This is a genomic window from Brevibacterium zhoupengii (assembly GCF_021117425.1).
Classification (GTDB): domain Bacteria; phylum Actinomycetota; class Actinomycetes; order Actinomycetales; family Brevibacteriaceae; genus Brevibacterium; species Brevibacterium zhoupengii.
In genome coordinates this window covers 2,112,607-2,129,852 of record NZ_CP088298.1, presented here as the reverse complement: position 1 = coordinate 2,129,852, position 17,246 = coordinate 2,112,607, and the positions used below count along the sequence as shown (strand labels likewise).

Annotated in this window: 18 protein-coding genes; 1 reads left to right on the top strand and 17 read right to left on the bottom strand. The window is 61.5% G+C overall.

Annotated elements, in window-relative coordinates:
• Positions 1-156: 156 nt before the first annotated feature.
• Entirely contained in the window at positions 157-852 is a 696-nt protein-coding gene (gene nucS, locus LQ788_RS09670; RefSeq protein WP_231447185.1) for an endonuclease NucS, read from the top strand.
• Positions 853-877: 25 nt separating this feature from the next.
• Here nucS and murA read toward each other — a convergent pair whose 3' ends face one another.
• From murA to thrB, 17 genes are all read right to left on the bottom strand, one after another.
• Positions 878-2,191, bottom strand: a complete 1,314-nt coding sequence (gene murA, locus LQ788_RS09665) for a UDP-N-acetylglucosamine 1-carboxyvinyltransferase (RefSeq protein WP_231447183.1) — start codon at positions 2,189-2,191, stop codon at positions 878-880.
• Positions 2,191-2,658 carry a DUF2550 domain-containing protein gene (locus LQ788_RS09660; RefSeq protein ID WP_009884056.1) on the bottom strand — a complete coding sequence of 156 codons (468 nt, stop codon included), beginning with the start codon at positions 2,656-2,658 and terminating at the stop codon, positions 2,191-2,193. The genes murA and LQ788_RS09660 overlap by 1 nt, the downstream gene beginning before the upstream one ends.
• A 22-nt stretch (positions 2,659-2,680) precedes the next feature.
• A complete protein-coding gene (locus tag LQ788_RS09655) occupies positions 2,681-2,941 on the bottom strand; it encodes a F0F1 ATP synthase subunit epsilon (protein WP_231447181.1) in 261 nt (86 codons plus the stop codon).
• Between the two features lie 3 nt (positions 2,942-2,944).
• Positions 2,945-4,393 (bottom strand): F0F1 ATP synthase subunit beta, encoded by a 1,449-nt coding sequence (atpD, locus tag LQ788_RS09650; protein ID WP_231447179.1) that lies wholly within the window; start codon positions 4,391-4,393, stop codon positions 2,945-2,947.
• Positions 4,394-4,420: 27 nt separating this feature from the next.
• The gene (locus LQ788_RS09645) at positions 4,421-5,353 is read right to left on the bottom strand and encodes a F0F1 ATP synthase subunit gamma (RefSeq protein ID WP_231447177.1); all 933 of its coding nucleotides are present in this window, start codon (positions 5,351-5,353) and stop codon (positions 4,421-4,423) included.
• A 31-nt stretch (positions 5,354-5,384) separates the two neighbouring features.
• Complete coding sequence (gene atpA / locus LQ788_RS09640; RefSeq protein WP_231447175.1) at positions 5,385-7,019, bottom strand: F0F1 ATP synthase subunit alpha; 1,635 nt, start codon at positions 7,017-7,019, stop codon at positions 5,385-5,387.
• Positions 7,020-7,103: 84 nt separating this feature from the next.
• Positions 7,104-7,910, bottom strand: a complete 807-nt coding sequence (locus tag LQ788_RS09635; RefSeq protein ID WP_231447173.1) for a F0F1 ATP synthase subunit delta — start codon at positions 7,908-7,910, stop codon at positions 7,104-7,106.
• The gene (locus LQ788_RS09630; RefSeq protein ID WP_231447170.1) at positions 7,910-8,461 is read right to left on the bottom strand and encodes a F0F1 ATP synthase subunit B; all 552 of its coding nucleotides are present in this window, start codon (positions 8,459-8,461) and stop codon (positions 7,910-7,912) included. Before LQ788_RS09630 ends, LQ788_RS09635 begins: the two co-directional genes overlap by 1 nt.
• Before the next feature lie 19 nt (positions 8,462-8,480).
• The gene (atpE, locus tag LQ788_RS09625) at positions 8,481-8,705 is read right to left on the bottom strand and encodes a F0F1 ATP synthase subunit C (protein WP_009884049.1); all 225 of its coding nucleotides are present in this window, start codon (positions 8,703-8,705) and stop codon (positions 8,481-8,483) included.
• Between the two features lie 81 nt (positions 8,706-8,786).
• Positions 8,787-9,599, bottom strand: a complete 813-nt coding sequence (gene atpB, locus LQ788_RS09620) for a F0F1 ATP synthase subunit A (RefSeq protein WP_231447168.1) — start codon at positions 9,597-9,599, stop codon at positions 8,787-8,789.
• A gap of 215 nt (positions 9,600-9,814) precedes the next feature.
• On the bottom strand, positions 9,815-10,261 hold the full coding sequence (locus LQ788_RS09615; RefSeq protein ID WP_231447166.1) for a hypothetical protein: 447 nt from the start codon (positions 10,259-10,261) through the stop codon (positions 9,815-9,817).
• The gene (locus tag LQ788_RS09610; RefSeq protein WP_231447164.1) at positions 10,258-11,367 is read right to left on the bottom strand and encodes an MraY family glycosyltransferase; all 1,110 of its coding nucleotides are present in this window, start codon (positions 11,365-11,367) and stop codon (positions 10,258-10,260) included. Before LQ788_RS09610 ends, LQ788_RS09615 begins: the two co-directional genes overlap by 4 nt.
• A complete protein-coding gene (locus tag LQ788_RS09605) occupies positions 11,368-12,018 on the bottom strand; it encodes an L-threonylcarbamoyladenylate synthase (RefSeq protein WP_231447162.1) in 651 nt (216 codons plus the stop codon).
• 54 nt (positions 12,019-12,072) lie between these two features.
• A complete protein-coding gene (prmC, locus tag LQ788_RS09600; RefSeq protein WP_231447160.1) occupies positions 12,073-12,960 on the bottom strand; it encodes a peptide chain release factor N(5)-glutamine methyltransferase in 888 nt (295 codons plus the stop codon).
• Positions 12,961-12,994: 34 nt separating this feature from the next.
• Positions 12,995-14,074: a peptide chain release factor 1 gene (prfA, locus tag LQ788_RS09595; protein WP_231447158.1), complete on the bottom strand. Its 1,080-nt coding sequence runs from the start codon at positions 14,072-14,074 to the stop codon at positions 12,995-12,997.
• Position 14,075: 1 nt separating this feature from the next.
• Positions 14,076-16,118 (bottom strand): transcription termination factor Rho, encoded by a 2,043-nt coding sequence (gene rho, locus LQ788_RS09590; RefSeq protein WP_231447156.1) that lies wholly within the window; start codon positions 16,116-16,118, stop codon positions 14,076-14,078.
• A 225-nt stretch (positions 16,119-16,343) separates the two neighbouring features.
• On the bottom strand, positions 16,344-17,246 hold the full coding sequence (gene thrB, locus LQ788_RS09585) for a homoserine kinase (RefSeq protein WP_231447154.1): 903 nt from the start codon (positions 17,244-17,246) through the stop codon (positions 16,344-16,346).

Genomic DNA, 17,246 nt, shown 5'->3' with positions numbered 1-17,246 from the left:
GTTCTGCACAGACCAGGTCCCGTCAGGCAGGTCACGGCTCGTCCGCAGCCCGCTGACGGAGTCGGAGAGCTCACGTGAGGTCTGCTGCCATTTGTTTTTGCGACGCGAGGAGGTAGATCGTGGCATCTGACCATTCTCTCACGTAGGGTGAAGCGCGTGCGTCTCGTCATTGCTAAGTGCTCCGTTGATTATGCCGGTCGTCTGACCGCCCACCTGCCCATGGCCACCCGTCTCATCATGCTCAAGGCCGACGGTTCGATCCTCATCCATTCGGATGGCGGCTCGTACAAGCCCCTGAACTGGATGACTCCCCCATGTTCGATCACAGTCGCTGATCCGAGCCAGGAGCAGACGGAGGCGGGCCTGACAGAGATATGGACGGTGTCACAGGCCAAGACCGGTGACAAGCTCGTCATCTCCATCGCCGAGGTGATCTCCGATGACCAGCATGAGTTCGGGATCGACCCCGGCTTGGTCAAAGACGGCGTCGAAGCCCATCTCCAGGAACTGCTGGCCGAGCACATCGAGACCCTCGGTGACGGCTACAGCTTGGTCAGGCGCGAATATATGACGGCCATCGGACCTGTTGACATCCTGGCTCGGGACCAGGGCCACGGATCTGTCGCAGTTGAGATCAAACGTCGTGGCGACATCGATGGTGTCGAGCAGCTGACCAGGTATTTGGATCTGATGAACCGTGACCCGCTGCTGACACCCGTGCAGGGTGTCTTCGCCGCTCAGGAGATCAAACCGCAGGCCCGTACCCTGGCCGAAGATCGTGGTATCCGCTGTGTCGTTCTGGACTATGACGCACTGCGCGGCATGGACGATCCCGACTCGCGCCTGTTCTGAACCCTCTTCGAAGCTGGTCTAAGGCCTACTCGAAACTGAGTATGTCGGCTTTCTCCACGCGTTCGATGTTGGCGCCGAGGCTGCGCAGATTGCTAACGAAGTTCTCGTAACCGCGTTCGATATGGTCGATGCCGGAGACTTCAGTGATGCCGGAGGCCCGCAGCCCCGCCATCACCAGTCCGGCACCTGCGCGAATGTCTGAGGCTTCCACCTCGGCGCCGGAGAGACTCTCAACGCCGGAGATCAGTGCATGGTTGCCGTCGATGCGGACCTTGGCGCCGAGGCGGGCGATCTCCTGAACGAACCTCCAGCGGGCCTCGAACAGGTTCTCCGACAGCAGTCCGACGCCGTCTGACACGGAGTTCAAGGCGATGACGAATGGCTGCAGGTCCGTGGGGAAACCGGGAAACGGCATTGTGGCGACGCGGATGGCGTGGGGCCGTTCTGCGCCGCGGACTCGGAACCCTCCCCCGCGCGTGCCATCTTGCAGGGCGATCTCGCCGAGGTCGTCGACAGTGGCGCCGGAGTCGCGAAGCTTGATCGCGATGTTGGGCATGAGGGAGAGTCCGACGCCTTTGACGGTCACGTCACCACCGGAGAGAGCGGCCCCGAAGGCATAGGTCCCGGCCACGATCCGATCCCCGACCGTGCGATGGTCGACAGGTCGAAGTTCGTCGACGCCGGTGATCGTGATGTCGGCCGTGCCGATGCCCCTGATCTGAGCTCCCATGTCGACGAGCATTGTGCAGATATCGACGATCTCCGGCTCCTTGGCCGCGTTGGATATCGTTGTCACGCCGTGGGCCAGGGTTGCTGCCATCACAAGGTTCTCTGTGGCGCCGACGGAAGGGAATTCGAGGACGATGTCAGTTCCGCGAAGACCTTCTGGGGCCTCCGCGACGAAATAGCCGTGGTCCAGGTGAACCGTCGCACCCAGCGCTTCGAGCCCGGCCTGATGCATGTCGAGACCTCGTGAGCCGATCGCGTCTCCGCCGGGCAGTGCCACGTGTGCCGAACGCATCCGAGCGGTCAGGGGTCCGAGCACAGAGATGGAAGCTCGCATCGCACGCACAAGCTCATAGTCAGCCTGGATTCCGACCTCGGCTGGAACGTCGATGCTCACGACGCCACGATCGGCATCGTAGTCGACGGTGCAGCCGAGCCGGATCAGGAGCTGGACCATGATGCGCACGTCGAGGATGGCAGGCACGTTGGAGATCGTTGTCCGTCCGACGGCGAGCAGACTCGCGGCCATCAGCTTGAGAACGCTGTTCTTCGCTCCCCTGATGTCGACTTCGCCGAGCAGTCGACTCGGACCGGTCAAGCGAAAGACATCCATCAGGTGAACCTTCCCATCGTGGGGTTGAAGCCAGGTGGCGATGATTCCAGCCACGACGCCATCGTCGACAGCGATTCGGTGTCCATGGCCAAGGAAACGGAACGGGGCCGGCCATCGGCCTTGCCGTAGGAACAGTCCACCACGACCGCATCAGGCAGTACCGAGTACTGTTCACCTGAGGTGGGTTTGCGGCGGACGAGAATATCGAGATCGGCGCGTGGCAGCCGGACTGCGGCGCGACGGGTCAGTGCGAAGACGGGGTACCAGTCCAGTGATGCCACTGAGAACACTGCTACGCCCAAACGCCAACGTGGGCGAGAAGAAGATTCCTCGCCCACGTTGATGGAACAGTCAAAAGCACCGGAGAGCTTCGAAATCGACCTGCGGCGAATCGTCACGACGACGATCAGCGCGAGGGCGAGTCCTACTAACGAGAGCAGAACGATCAGCAGGACAGAAGGGTTCACGGTTGCCAGTTTAATTGACGGATCAGAGAAGTTCGGCCTGATCAGCGGCAATGATGACGCGATTATTCTCAACAGATAGGAAACCACCATCGGCCTTAACCCGAATGGTCTCCTCAGCAGTCGTGAGAATACGCGCTTCACCATCGGCTACGACACCCAGAACAGGCTCGTGGCCTGGGAGGATGCCGATATCGCCGTCCGAGGTACGGGCGATGACGCGCTTGGCCTCACCCACCCATACCTCTTGGTCGGCTGCTACGACGTTCACATCGAGGACAGCCATGGCTTACTTCTGCATCTCTTCGTAGTTGCGCATGACATCGTCAAGCCCACCCACGTTGAAGAATGCCTGTTCCGGAATGTGGTCGACCTCGCCCGAGCAGAGTTTCGAGAACCCTTCGATCGTGTCAGCCAGGGGAACGGTCGAGCCGGGAACCTGAGTGAACTTCTCAGCGGTGTAGGTGTTCTGCGACAGGAACTGCTCGATGCGACGAGCGCGGTGGACGACGAGCTTGTCCTCTTCGCCGAGTTCATCGACGCCGAGGATGGCGATGATGTCCTGCAGTTCCTTGTTCTTCTGCAGAATGGCCTTGACCTCGTTGGCGACACGGTAGTGCTCTTCGCCGACGATCAGCGGATCGAGGATGCGCGATGTCGAGGTCAGAGGATCAATAGCCGGGTACAGGCCGCGTGAGGCGATGTCACGGCTGAGCTCGGTCGTTGCGTCCAAGTGGGCGAACGTCGTTGCCGGTGCCGGGTCGGTGTAGTCATCGGCAGGAACGTAGATCGCCTGCATCGAGGTGATCGAGTGACCACGCGTCGAGGTGATTCGTTCCTGCAGGAGTCCCATCTCATCAGCCAGGTTCGGCTGGTAGCCCACGGCCGAAGGCATGCGGCCCAGCAGGGTCGACACCTCGGAACCGGCCTGGGTGAAACGGAAGATGTTGTCGATGAACAGCAGCACGTCCTGGTTCTGCACATCGCGGAAGTACTCCGCCATGGTCAGCGCCGACAGCGCCACGCGCAGACGGGTGCCTGGTGGCTCATCCATCTGGCCGAAGACGAGGGCGGTGTCCTTGAACACTCCTGCCTCGTCCATCTCCATGATGAGGTCGTTGCCCTCACGGGTGCGCTCTCCCACACCGGCGAACACAGATGTGCCGCTGTGGTTGTGCGCGATGCGGTAGATCATTTCCTGGATCAGAACCGTCTTGCCCACACCGGCGCCGCCGAAGAGGCCGATCTTTCCACCCTGCACGTACGGGGTGAGGAGGTCGATGCTCTTGATGCCGACTTCGAGCATCTCGGTCTTCGACTCGAGTTCGTCGAAGGCAGGAGCCGAACGGTGGATCGGCCAGCGTTCGCTGATCTCGAGCTGCTCACCGTCTTCGAGGTTGAGGCAGTCACCGGTGGTGTTCCACACGTGGTTCTTGGTGATGTCGCCGACGGGCACCGTGATAGGCGCACCGGAGTCGGTGACTTCCTGTCCGCGGACAAGACCGTCGGTGGGCTGCAGCGACACGGCACGGACGATGCCGTTGCCCAGGTGCAGTGCGGTCTCGAAGGTCAGCTTGCGCGTGCCCTCGGAGAGTTCCACCGAGGTGGACAGGGAGTTGTAGATCGCTGGCACGGAGTCGAGCGGAAACTCGATGTCGACAACCGGGCCAATGACTCGGGAAATCCGGCCGAGGGCTGTGCCCTGCGCCGGGGAGGTATCCGTAGCTGTGGCAGTCATGGTCTCTTTCTTCTCTGCTCTCGCCGGTCAGTCGCCGGCTGATGATGCCGCGAGGGCATCGGCCCCACCGACGATCTCGGTGAGTTCCTGGGTGATTTCCGCCTGGCGAGCCGTATTGGCCAACCGGGTGTAGGTCTTGATGAGATCGTCCGCATTGTCGGTCGCCGTCTTCATCGCTGCCTGACGCGAAGCCTGCTCCGATGCTGATGCGCTCAACAACGCAGACAGGATCCGAGAGTCGATGTATCGCGGCAGCAACGAGTCCAAGACGGCCTCGGCGCTGGGTTCGAACTCATAGAGTGGGAACGCAGCCGCATCCTTCGCGGGTGCGGACGTGCCGCCCGTGGCGACCTCGTCCGCGTCAACGACCTCAAGCGGAAGCAGACGCCGGTATTCCGGGTCGTGCTTGACGCTGGAGACGAACTTCGTGAAGACGATGTAGATCTCATCCACACCGTTCTCAGCGGATTCGGCATTGAAGCTCTGCAACAGGGCCTCACCGATCTCCCGTGCTTTATCAGCCGTCGGAGTCTCGGAGAATCCGGACCAGGCCTGAACAATCGCTCGGTCGCGGAAGGTGTAATAGTTCTCAGCCTTCCCACCGACGGTGAAGAGCGACACGTCCTTGCCTTCACTGTGCAGAAGCCGAATGAGTTCCTCGGCTTCGCGCAGCAAGTTCGCGGAGTAGGCTCCCGCGAATCCACGGTCCGGACCGACAACCAGAACAGCCGCACGGCTGACGTTCTCGGGTTCGGATGTCAACACGTGGTCGACGTTGGATTCGCTTGCCACGGCAGAGACCGCGCGGGTCAGTGCATTGGCGTAGGGGCTGGCGGCCTGCGAACGGGCAATGGCCTTCTGAATCCGTGAAGCAGCGATGAGCTCCATGGCCTTGAAGATCTTCCTCAAGGACGAAGTAGAGCGGATCTTCTGTTTGAAGACCCTCTGCTGGGCTCCCATCAGTTCTTCCTTTCGCTGTTACGGATCAGGTTCAACGCTTCTGCCGAACGATCTTTTCCTGCTCGACCTCGTCTGACGAGGCAGTGGCGGTGTCCTCGCTGCCTGCCTGGGATCCGCTGGAGTCGGAGGTCACGAAGTTCTTGGTGAACTCACCCAACACGTTCTCCAGCTCCGCCGAAGTATCATCGTCGAGCTTCAGCGTCTCACGAATGGTCGTGAAGATGCCGGTCTTGCGCTCAGTATGATCGTGAAGCTCTGTTTCGAACTTCAGGACATCGGAGACAGGGATCTCGTCGAGGTAGCCGTGAGTACCGGCGAAGATCGACACAGTCTGCTTCTCGAAGGCCATCGGGGAGAACTGCGACTGCTTGAGCAGCTCGGTCAGACGAGCACCGCGAGCAAGGTCGCGCTTGGTCGTCTCATCGAGGTCCGAGGCGAACATAGCGAACGCTTCGAGAGAACGATACTGAGCCAAGGAGATCTTGAGGGTACCGGAGACGCTCTTGAGCGCCTTCGTCTGTGCAGCACCGCCGACGCGGGATACGGACACGCCGACGTCGACAGCTGGACGCTGTCCGGCGTTGAAGAGGTCCGACTGCAGGAAGATCTGACCATCGGTGATCGAAATCACGTTGGTCGGAATGAACGCGCCGACGTCGTTGGCCTTGGTCTCGATGATCGGAAGACCGGTCATCGAACCGCCACCGAACTCATCGGAGAGCTTCGCGCAACGTTCGAGCAGACGCGAGTGCAAGTAGAAGACGTCGCCGGGGAATGCCTCGCGGCCCGGCGGACGACGCAGCAGCAGGGATACCGCACGGTAGGCCTCTGCCTGCTTCGACAGATCATCGAACACGATGAGGACGTGCTTGCCCTCGTACATCCAGTGCTGGCCGATGGCCGAGCCGGAGTAGGGAGCGAGGTACTTGAAGCCTGCGGAGTCGGAAGCCGGCGAAGACACGATCGTGGTGTATTCCAGTGCGCCCGCTTCTTCAAGCGAACGACGGACGCCGGCGATGGTCGAGCCCTTCTGGCCGATGGCAACGTAGATGCAGCGGACCTGCTTCTTCGGGTCGCCGGTCTCCCAGTTGTCCTTCTGGTTGATGATCGTGTCGATGGCCAGAGCGGTCTTACCCGTCTTGCGGTCACCGATGACGAGCTGACGCTGGCCACGACCGACGGGGATCATAGCGTCGATGCTCTTGTAGCCGGTCTGCAGAGGTTCGCGAACCTCTTGGCGATCCATCACGCCTGCGGCCTGGAGCTCGAGCTCGCGACGACCAACGGTCTCGACTTCGCCGAGCCCGTCGACCGGGTGGCCCAGAGGGTCCACCACGCGACCGAGGTATCCGTCACCGACTGGAATGGAGAGGACCTCACCGGTGCGGTAGACGTTCTGCTCCGCAGCGATTCCGGAGAACTCGCCGAGGATGACGACGCCGATCTCGCGCTCGTCGAGGTTCTGTGCCAAGCCCAATGTGCCGTCTTCGAACCGGAGAAGTTCGTTGGCCATGGTGCCGGGCAGACCCGAGACGTGGGCAATTCCGTCACCTGCGGTGACAACCTTGCCGACCTCGGACTTTACCGAGCTCTCGGGGTTGTACGAGTCAACGAACTTCCCGAGAGCGTCCCGGATCTCTTCCGGGCGAATTGTCAGTTCCGCCATCTGGTTTCCCTGCTTCCTTTACTCAAAACTTGCGTCCGACGACCGGTGGGCCGCCTGTGCTGCCGGACTGGCCGGCACCTCGATTTAACTTGCGAGTTTGCGCTGAACTTCGGCCAGACGATCAGCCACTGTGGAGCTCATCATCTCATCGCCGACCTGAACCCGGACTCCCCCGACGACGGCGGGGTCGACCTGAACGTTGAGTACAAGGTCTCGTCCGTAGCTGGCGGACAGTGCTGCCGTCAGCTTCTGGGTCTGAGCTTCGCTCAACGGTTTGGCGACGGTGACATCGGCGACGGAGCGCTGCTGTCGTGCCGCGAGAATATCGCTGTACTGATCCAGAGCCGTTGCCACGCGCAGTCCGCGCGGAAACAGAACGGCCTGCTCGATCAGGGTGATGGTGTCGGCCTGTGCCTTACCTGCCAGCAGATCTGCGATGAGCGCACGCTTGGCCGACGCTGACGCATCGGATTCCAAGGCGCGCGCCAGTTCATGTTCGCTTTCGCACAGACGGGCGAAGCGGAAGACTTCCTCTTCCACCTGACCGAGTTGACCGGAAGCCTGAGCGGCAGCAGCGATAGCTGTTACTCCGGCAACTTCAAGGCTGGTCACCAAGTCCTGAGTTCTGGCCCAGCGGTGGCTGACTGCCAGCTCGCTCAGGCGCAGGACAGTCTCAGTGGTCCGAGTCGAGAACAGAGTCCGCAGCAGATGCTGCTTCTTCTCAGCTGACTCGGACGAGTCTGCCAAGGCCTTGCGCAGCGTCACGTTCTCAGCGAGAACAGCGACGATGGCCAGTTCGCCCGTACCGATTTCACGCGCGTCGCCGCGGGAGATCTCAGCATTGGCGGTTTCAAGTACGGCCTGCAGGGACAATCTGCTCGACTGGAGCATCACGCCCCCTTGACCGGCTGTGCCGAAGACTGCGACTCGAGATCGGTGATGAAACGATCGACCACATTGGCAGAGCGCTGATCATCGGTGAGTGATTCGCCGACGATGCGTGATGCCAGATCAGTGGCGAGCGTCCCGACTTCCGAACGCAGCTGCACCATGGCGGACTGACGCTCGGCTTCGATCTGCGTCTGAGCCTGAGCGACGATGCGCTCGGACTCTGCATGAGCCTGGGTCTTCATATTGGCGATGATCTGGGCGCCTTCTTCTTGAGCCTCGGCACGCAGTCGTGCAGCTTCTGCACGGCCGTCGGCGAGCTGCTTCTGATACTCGGCCAGAGCCTCATCGGCTTCGGCCTGCACCTTCTCAGCCTTCTCAATTCCGCCCTGGATGCGCTGTGCGCGCTCATCAAGGGTTTTGTTGAAGGCCGGGAGGACGTACTTCCAGACAACCAGGAAGACGATCAGCAGACAGATGGCACTCCAGACGATGTCGTACCACGCGGGGAGAAGCGGGTTCTCAGACGCAGCAAGAATGTGTACCGGAGTCATCGTTTAGTCCTCTTCGTGATCAGGGCAGGAAGAACGGGGTGGCGATGCCGATCAGGGCCAGGGCCTCGATCAGCGCAATGCCGAGGAACATGTTTCCGCGCAGTGCACCGGCCATTTCTGGCTGACGTGCGGTTCCCTCGATGGTCTTACCGATGACAATACCGACACCGACGCCGGGGCCGATTGCGGCGAGGCCGTATCCGACGGTGTTGAGGCTGCCGGTGACTTCAGCGAGCATATCCATTGAATGCTTTCCTTTCATATGTCGGCCGGGTGGTTGGCCCGGCCCTTGTAACGTCTGAGGTTACAGAATGTGGGGTGCTACTCAGTGGTCGTCTGAGATCGCGGCGTTGATGTAGACGCAGGACAGAAGAGCGAAGATGTAGGCCTGCAGGACGACGATCAGCATCTCAAGGATGAAGACGAAGAATCCGCCGGCGAATGTGATGATCGAGAAGAACTGGAACCCGTTGGCGGCGTCGAACAGGAAGAAGCTCGTCGCGGAGAAGCACAGCACCAGGAGTAGGTGGCCGACCATCATGTTGGCAAAGAGTCGGATCGCCAAGGTGAACGGCTGAGTCACGAACTTGGTCAGGAACTCAATGGGGATGAGCAGAATGTGCATCGGCCAAGGAACGCCGGGAAGGATCAGAGAGTCCTTGATGTAACGGCCGAAGCCCTTCTCGGCGATACCGGCCCAGTGGTACGTGACGTAGACCGTCAGCGTAAGGACGATCGGCAGACCGATGACGCCGGTTCCCGGCATGTTGAGGAACGGAATGAGCTTCGTGACGTTCCAAAACAGGATGCCGAAGAAGATGGCGACGATCAGCGGCATGAACTTCTTGGCTTTGTCCTTGCCCATGGTGTCTTCGGCAATGCCGACCGTGACGAACTCCATGGCCAGCTCCATAGCTGACTGGAAACGGCTCGGGACCAGCTTCATGCGCTTGGCCCACACTGCAAGCAGAACTACGACTGCGACGGTGGCGAGGACGCGGATGAGCATCACGCGGTTCATCTCAAAGGGAGTGCCTTCGAAGAGGAACGCGGCGGGGAAGAACTCCGCCATGGATGGGGCGTGAAAACCACTTTCAGCGGCTTGGATCGTTGTGTTCGCAGCGTTGAGTGTTCCCACGTTTCCTTTACTCTCCCATGGTCAAAAGCCTTGATGGCCTGGCCTTAGCCACGCAGGACCTGCGTGGCAGTAGGTTCAGGAGCGACATGGAGCGACAAATGGCTCCAGCACCGCAACAACTCTACCAATTGTAGAGAGCTGCCGACAAATTCATCACCTTTGACTGTACATCTTCTGTCAGGACCTTTCGCAATCGCGAAATTCGCCCGGTTTGCCTAGTGCGCCTCAGGATCCACGTAGGGCACACGCGCCTTAGCCACCGTCACAGCCTCGACGACCGAGGACCCGAGCACGGCAACGACGATTGTGAAGAATGCCACATTTCCATCCAGCCATGCTGCGTCCTTGAGCCGCCAGATGACGATCATGAAGATGAACGCCTTGAAGAGGAACCCGATGCCGAGGAATCCGGAGATCGCGGTCAGCCCCATATTGCGCCCTGCGTACATGATGACCAGGGTGATGATGATGAAGACTGCAGCCAGTCCCCCACCCACGGCACCGCCGTTGAGTCCTTCGGGACCGGAGACCAGATAGCCGATGCCCATGCCGAGCACGCCGACCGCAACGACAAGGATGATTCCGCGGACCAGCATCGTCCTCCAGACTTTTGTCCATGCTGCCTGCACGGCGGATTCCTGGCGGGGAGACTCATCGGTCATGAGATTTCCTCTCTGGCTTTCTGTCGGACCCGTAGGGGGTAGAAGGTGAAGATCAAGGTGACGGCGAACAGCCCGCCGACGATGCAGACCACATAGATCCACGGCATCAGCAGCAGCATGACTGAACCGAACGCGATGAGTGCCGTCCAGGTGTAGAGGATCAGCACTGCCCGGGCGTGCGAATGCCCGAGACTGAGCATTCTGTGATGAAGATGCTTCGCATCGGCAGAGAACGGCGATTGGCCGGCCATCAGGCGACGGACGACGGCCAGACCAAGGTCGAGCAGAGGCAGGAACATCACTGCCACCGGCAGAATGATCGGCAGGAAGGTTGCGAAGACTCGCTCTTCACCGAGCAGCGCCGGATCGACCTGCCCAGTGACTCGGATAGTGGATGCTGCCAGCAGGAGACCGATCAGCATCGACCCGGAGTCGCCCATGAAGATGCGTGCCGGATTGAAATTGTGCGGGAGGAAACCGACGCAGGCGCCGACGAGGATGGCGGTGATCAGCGATGCGAGGTTCGCATAGGACTCAGGTGAAGCATCCCGGGCCAGCCCGTAGGAGTAGATGAAGAATGCGCTGCCGCCGATGGCGACGACTCCCGCGGCCAGCCCGTCGAGGCCGTCGACGAAGTTCACTGCATTGATCGTCACCAGCACCACCAGGATGGTGATGATGATCGACATCCGCGGTGAGCCGATGATCACTCCCCCGAAGGGAATCGACAGCAGGGCCACGCCGTTGATGGCCATGAAACCGGCGGCCAGTGCCTGCCCGGCGAGTTTGGTGATCCAGTGCAGATCCCAGATGTCATCGATGATCCCCAGCACGCACAGCACGGTGGCAGCCCCGGCAATGCCGATGATCGGTGCCATGTCGACGAAGATCCGCTGCAGGAACGGCGTCTGGGAGGCGAAGACGAGCCCGACGATCACTGCCCCGAACATCGCGACTCCACCCAACCTCGGCGTCGGAACGGAATGCACATCGCGTTCGCGCAGGGGCGAGAAGATCTGCCCTCGCTCGGCCACCCGCTTGACCATCGGGGTCAGCAGGTAGGCCACGAGGGCCGAAATGATGAGGATGAAGAGGTAGGCGCGCACTCAGCCGTCCAGGTCGAGGAGGTCGGGGACGATTTCGCGCAGCTCGTCGCCGGTCACCGGACCCTCGCGCACGATCCGCGGGACGTCACCGGTGAGGTCGACGATCGTGGACGAGATTCCTGATTCGCGCACTCCCCCATCGACGTAGATGTCGACGTCGTCACCGAGCATCTCAATCGCCTCATCCGCCGAGGTGGCGGCGGGCGATCCGGAGACGTTGGCACTCGATACGGCCAGTGGACCGGTTCGGCCCAGCAGAGCGAGAGCGTATTCGTCGTCGGGCATCCGCACTGCCACGGTCCCGTGGGTGTCTCCGAGGTCCCAGTCCAATGATGGTTGGGCGTTGGCGATGATCGTCAGAGGTCCGGGCCAGAAACGGGCGGTCAGTGCCAGCAGCTTTTCATCGACGCCGTCGACCAGGCCGAAGACAGTCTCCGCGCGCGGGACGAGGACGGGCGGCGGCATGTCCCGGCCGCGGCCTTTCGCTGCGAGCAGCGCGGAGACCGCTGAGGCGCTGAATGCGTCGGCGGCGATCCCGTACACAGTGTCCGTGGGAATGACGAGCAGGTTGCCCGTTTCACTGACCCTGGCGCATTCGTCAAGGACCAGGTCACGGATGTCGCTCTGGGTGACGTCGAATCGTCTCGACACGAATTCTCCGTTTCGGATCGTGGTGGTCAGTGGGCAGAACCGGCTGGTTCGTGGTCACAGGTCGTCCTCGGTGACACGATGAGCCACCGTGTAGCGGTCGCGTCCAGTGTAGTCCGGGTAGGTGGCGGGCTGCCTCAGACTGGCCGTGGACATGATGAGTTCGCGGGCGGCCGGGCCCTGCTCCTCCGAATGTTCCATGATGAAGAATCCACCTGGTCGCAGCAGCTTCTCAGCCTGTCTGATGATGAGTGCCGGGATCTCCAGGCCCGTGTGTCCGCCGTAGAGAGCGGCAGCAGGGTCGTGCTCTCGAACCTCGGCATCGCGGGGCACAGCCTCGTCGGGGACGTAGGGAGGATTGGTCACGACGACATCGGCACTGCCCCGCACGCCTGGACTGTCATCGGCGAATGTGGTCGCATCACCGGAGATCAGTTCGGCGGTGGAATCGCCGAGGTTGACCGACGCCAAATTCTTCAGCGACCAGTTCAGGGCCTCGGCCTCACGCTCGACGCCGATGATGGATAACCGCGGATGTTCTGTGGCCAGGGAGAGTGTGATCGCTCCCGAGCCCGAACACAGATCGATGACAAGGGGTTCGTGGGCGTTATTCTGCCGCTCCAATTCTTCGAGAACCTCGGTGACGAGAAGCTCCGTCTCGGGGCGAGGAACGAAGACACCAGGTCCAACCTGAAGTTCGAGATGACGAAAGGCGGCGACACCGACGATGTGCTGAAGGGGGACGCGTTGACGTCGTCGGTCGATGAGCTGTGCAAAGACTTCTGTCACTCCGGCAGGAACGGTATCGCCGAGGAGTCGTCTGCGCGCAAGTTCGGCGGCATCGAGTCCCCAGGCATGAGCGAGGAGGGCTGCGGCATCGGGGTCGGGGTTCGGGACATCGGCGCGGGCCAGCAGCTGCGCGGCCCCGCGCAGCACCGTCGACACGTCCCCTTCGGCAACGGGCGGGCGCGGATCCAGGTCAGTCCCCCAGCGCGTCGAGTCGTGCGGCCTTGTCAGCCTCACGGCAGGAACCGATCACGGGATCAAGCTCACCGGCAAGAACCTGGTCAAGGTTATACGCCTTGTACCCGGTCCGATGGTCAGTGATCCGGTTCTCCGGGAAGTTGTATGTGCGGATGCGTTCCGAGCGGTCAACGGTGCGGACCTGGGATCGTCGAATGTCAGCTGCCTCGGCTGCGGCCTCTTCGGCCTGTTTGGCCAGAATGCGTGCACGGAGCATGCGCAGTGCCGCTTCCTTGTTCTGCAGCTGTGACTTCTCGTTCTGGCAGCTCGCGGTGATGCCCGTAGGCACATGAGTGATGCGCACTGCCGAGTCTGTAGTGTTCACGGACTGACCGCCGGGACCCGACGACCGGTAGACGTCGATGCGCAGATCGTTGTCATCGAGTGCAACTTCCTCCGGCTCATCCACCTCGGGAAATACGAGCACTCCGGCGGCTGAGGTGTGGATGCGTCCCTGGGATTCGGTCACGGGAACGCGTTGGACCCGGTGGACTCCGCCCTCGAACTTCACCCACCCGTAGGCACCGTCATCCTTGGCCTTCAATGCCAAAGTCACGTCTTTGTAGCCTCCGAGATCGGAATGCGTGGCATCCAAGATCTGTGAGGACCAGCCGCGGGAGTCGATCCAGCGCTGGTACATCCGCAGGAGATCTCCAGCGAACAGCGCGGACTCGTCGCCACCCTCACCAGCTTTGATCTCGATGATCGCATCGCGTGCGTCATCGGGGTCGCTGGGTACCAAGAGGTCCCTGAGCTCTGTCTCCACATCAGAGGCCTCAGCGTGCAGCCGCTCTGCCTCAGCACCGAACTCGGCATCGTCGTCCGCGAGTTCTTCCGCAGCTGCGGCATCGTCTTCGAGCTGGGCGAAGCGACGTGCGGTAACAGCAACCTTGTCGAGTTCTGCGTAGCGCCTTGTCAACTTCTTGGCACGGCCAGCGTCAGCGTGCACTGCAGGATCGGAGAGTTCCGACTGCAGACGCGCATGCTCGTCGAGCAGAGCGCTGACGCTGGCCTTGAGGGTGTCATCGTCAGCCATCTCAGTTGTTGTCGGTGGATGACTTTTGCAGAGGAGTCGTCTTCTGCACCTGCATGAGGAACTCGACGTTGGAGCCGGTTTCCTTCAGCTTCGACATCAGCAGCTCAACGGCCTGCTGCTGCTCAAGTCCGGACAGCACACGACGCAGCTGCCACATGACCTTCATCTCTTCGTTGGTCATCAGCATCTCTTCGCGGCGGGTGCTCGACGCGTTGACGTCGACAGCCGGGAAGATGCGCTTGTCGGCGAGCTGACGCGACAGGCGCAGCTCCATGTTGCCGGTGCCCTTGAACTCTTCGAAGATGACCTCGTCCATCTTGGATCCGGTCTCGACGAGAGCTGTGGCCAGAATGGTCAGCGAGCCGCCGTTCTCGATATTACGGGCAGCACCGAAGAACCGCTTCGGTGGGTAGAGCGCGTTCGCGTCGACACCACCGGAGAGAATACGGCCCGAAGCCGGCTGCGCAATATTGTAGGCACGGCCGAGGCGAGTGATGTTGTCGAGGAGCACGACGACGTCGGAGCCCATTTCGACGAGTCGCTTGGCGCGCTCAATGGCCAGCTCGGCAATCGTCGTGTGATCATCGGCCGGGCGATCGAAGGTCGAAGCGATGACTTCGCCCTTCACCGCACGCTGCATGTCCGTGACTTCCTCGGGACGTTCGTCGACCAGGACGACCATCAGGTGGACTTCCGGGTTGTTCTCGGTGATCGCATTCGCGACCTGCTGCATGATCATCGTCTTGCCCGCTTTGGGAGGCGCCACAATGAGACCACGCTGGCCCTTGCCGATGGGTGTCACCAGATCGATGAGTCGGGTCGAATGCTGCTTCGAGGTGGTCTCGAGGCGCATCCTCTCCTGTGGGTAGAGCGGAGTCAGCTTCGAGAACTCGACACGGCTGCGGGCATCATCGACGGTCAGGCCGTTGACGGAGTCCAGTCGCACCAGAGCATCGAACTTCTCTCGCTTGCTGTTGCGATCGTTCTCACGGGGCTGGCGGATGGCACCGGCGACGGCGTCGCCCTTGCGCAGCTGGTTCTTCCGCACCATTGAGGCCGAGACATAGACATCATTGGGGCCGGGCAGGTAGCCCGAGGTGCGCAGGAATGCGTAGTTATCGTGCACGTCGAGGATGCCACCGACTGGGATGAGCACGTCATCGTTGCGGATCTCGGGCTCGTCGTTGCCGCGTCCTCCGCGACGTTTGCGGTCACGGTCACGTCCGCGACCGCGTCGGTTGCCGCGATCGTCGTCATCGTTGTTGTTGCGATTCCGACGGTCGTTGCTGCGATCGTTGCGGTCGTTTCCGCGATCGTTGCGGTCGTTGTCATCGCCCTGACGGTTGCGGCCGTTGCCACGATCGTTGTTGCGGTCACCACGGTCGTTGTCGTCGTTCTGACGGTTGCGGCCGTTGCCACGATCGCTGCGGTCATTGCCGCGATCGTTGTCGTCACTCTGACGGTTGCGACCGTTTCCGCGATCGTTGCGGTCTGTACGCTCGCCCGAGTCATCGGAGCTGTGCCCGTTGTCGTCGTTCGACGCATCGGCCCCACGTGAGCGGGAACGACTGCGACGTGAGCGCTGCCTGTCCTGATCCCCGGTGGAGTCAGATGAGCTGTCGGCTGCAGTCGAAGGCTCGACGACAGCGGCGGATTCCGTGGAAGTCGCAGAGGCAACGGCATCCTGAGACCCGGCGGTGTCCTGAGACCCGGCGGTGTCCTTGTCGGACGGCGCAGCAGCACTGCGACGCGACGGACGACGCTTGGGTTCGTCGCTCGCTTCGCTGGACGCGGGCTTCTCCTCCTGAGCTTCTTTGGCGGAGCTTGCTGAAGCGGCAGGAGCGGTCTTCGGAGCTGGCTGAGCCTGCCCCGAACCGCCCTGAGCGCCGTTGTGATTGTTGATGGCGTCGATCAGTTCGCCTTTGCGAAGTCGACGGTACCCTTTGATCCCGAGTCCCGCTGCCATTTCCTGGAGCTGGGGCAGACGCAAAGCGGTCAGACTGCCGGTGCGTGGTGCGGAATCTTGAGTAGTGGTTTCAGACACGAAGGTCCTTCTCCCTCTTTCGGCCGTGCGGCAAGAGCCGTTTACTCACGGCGACGGAAACACCATTGACGGTGCATTGTGAAAGATATCCTGCCTAAGAATGAGCAGAAGACGTTCCAGAATTTGTGATGCTGACAGTGGATTCGCGATGTATATCGTCGAGCCCGATCACTGACGGAACACCACCAGTTTACGTGCTCAACGACGATCATGCTAATCCTGTGCCTAATTCTTTTGTTCCACCCGATATCCGCCGAGGTCAATGAAGGTGTGAATGACTGTGACGGCGTCGGGAACCAAGGCCTGCGGCACCGCGCCCGCGAGCACGAGAACGGTGGGGCCCGCACCTGAGATCACCGCGGGCAGGCCATCGGCGCGCAGCTCGTCGACGAGGGCCATCGACTCCGGGTATGCCTCGCGCCGGAATTCCTGGTGCAGACGGTCGTCGGTGGCCTCGAGCAGAACCGAAGAATCGGAGGTGAAGCCGTGGATGAGCAGCGCAGCCCGTGCAGAGTTCTCCGCGGCGACCTCGTGCTCGATCGATACGGGGATCACACTGCGAGCGATCTCCGTATCCAGGCGCACGTCCGGCACCAGCACAGTCACCTCGTTGACGGTGTTGGCGGGAACCTGCCATGACCGTGCAGGACCTGGCAGTGCGATGGTCAGTCCCCCGTAGACCGCAGGCGCGGCATTGTCGGGGTGGCCCTCGAGATCGGAGGCGAGTTCGAGCACTCGCTGCCTGCTCAGCCGCTGTCCACAGACATGTCCGCCGAGCTCACCGGCCAGCGCGATGGCGCCGACGTTCGCAGCTGCGGAGGAACCGAGGCCGCGGGAGTGCGGTATCCGGTTGATGCATTCCAGGCTGAGCCGATCGCCGAATTCCTCAAGTGCCTCCGGGTACTCAGCCGCGAGAACTTCGCGCAGCACACGCATGATGAGATGGGACCGATCGGTCGGCAGCGTCTCAGCGTTCTCTCCCGTCACCGTTACACAGGTGCGAGGGTCGACCGATTCATCGTGGATCGTGAGGGTCAGCGTGTCGAAGATCCCCAGCGCAAGGCCCAAGGCATCGTAACCGGGGCCCAGGTTCGCCGAGGTGGCCGGAACCTCGATCTGGATCCTCAC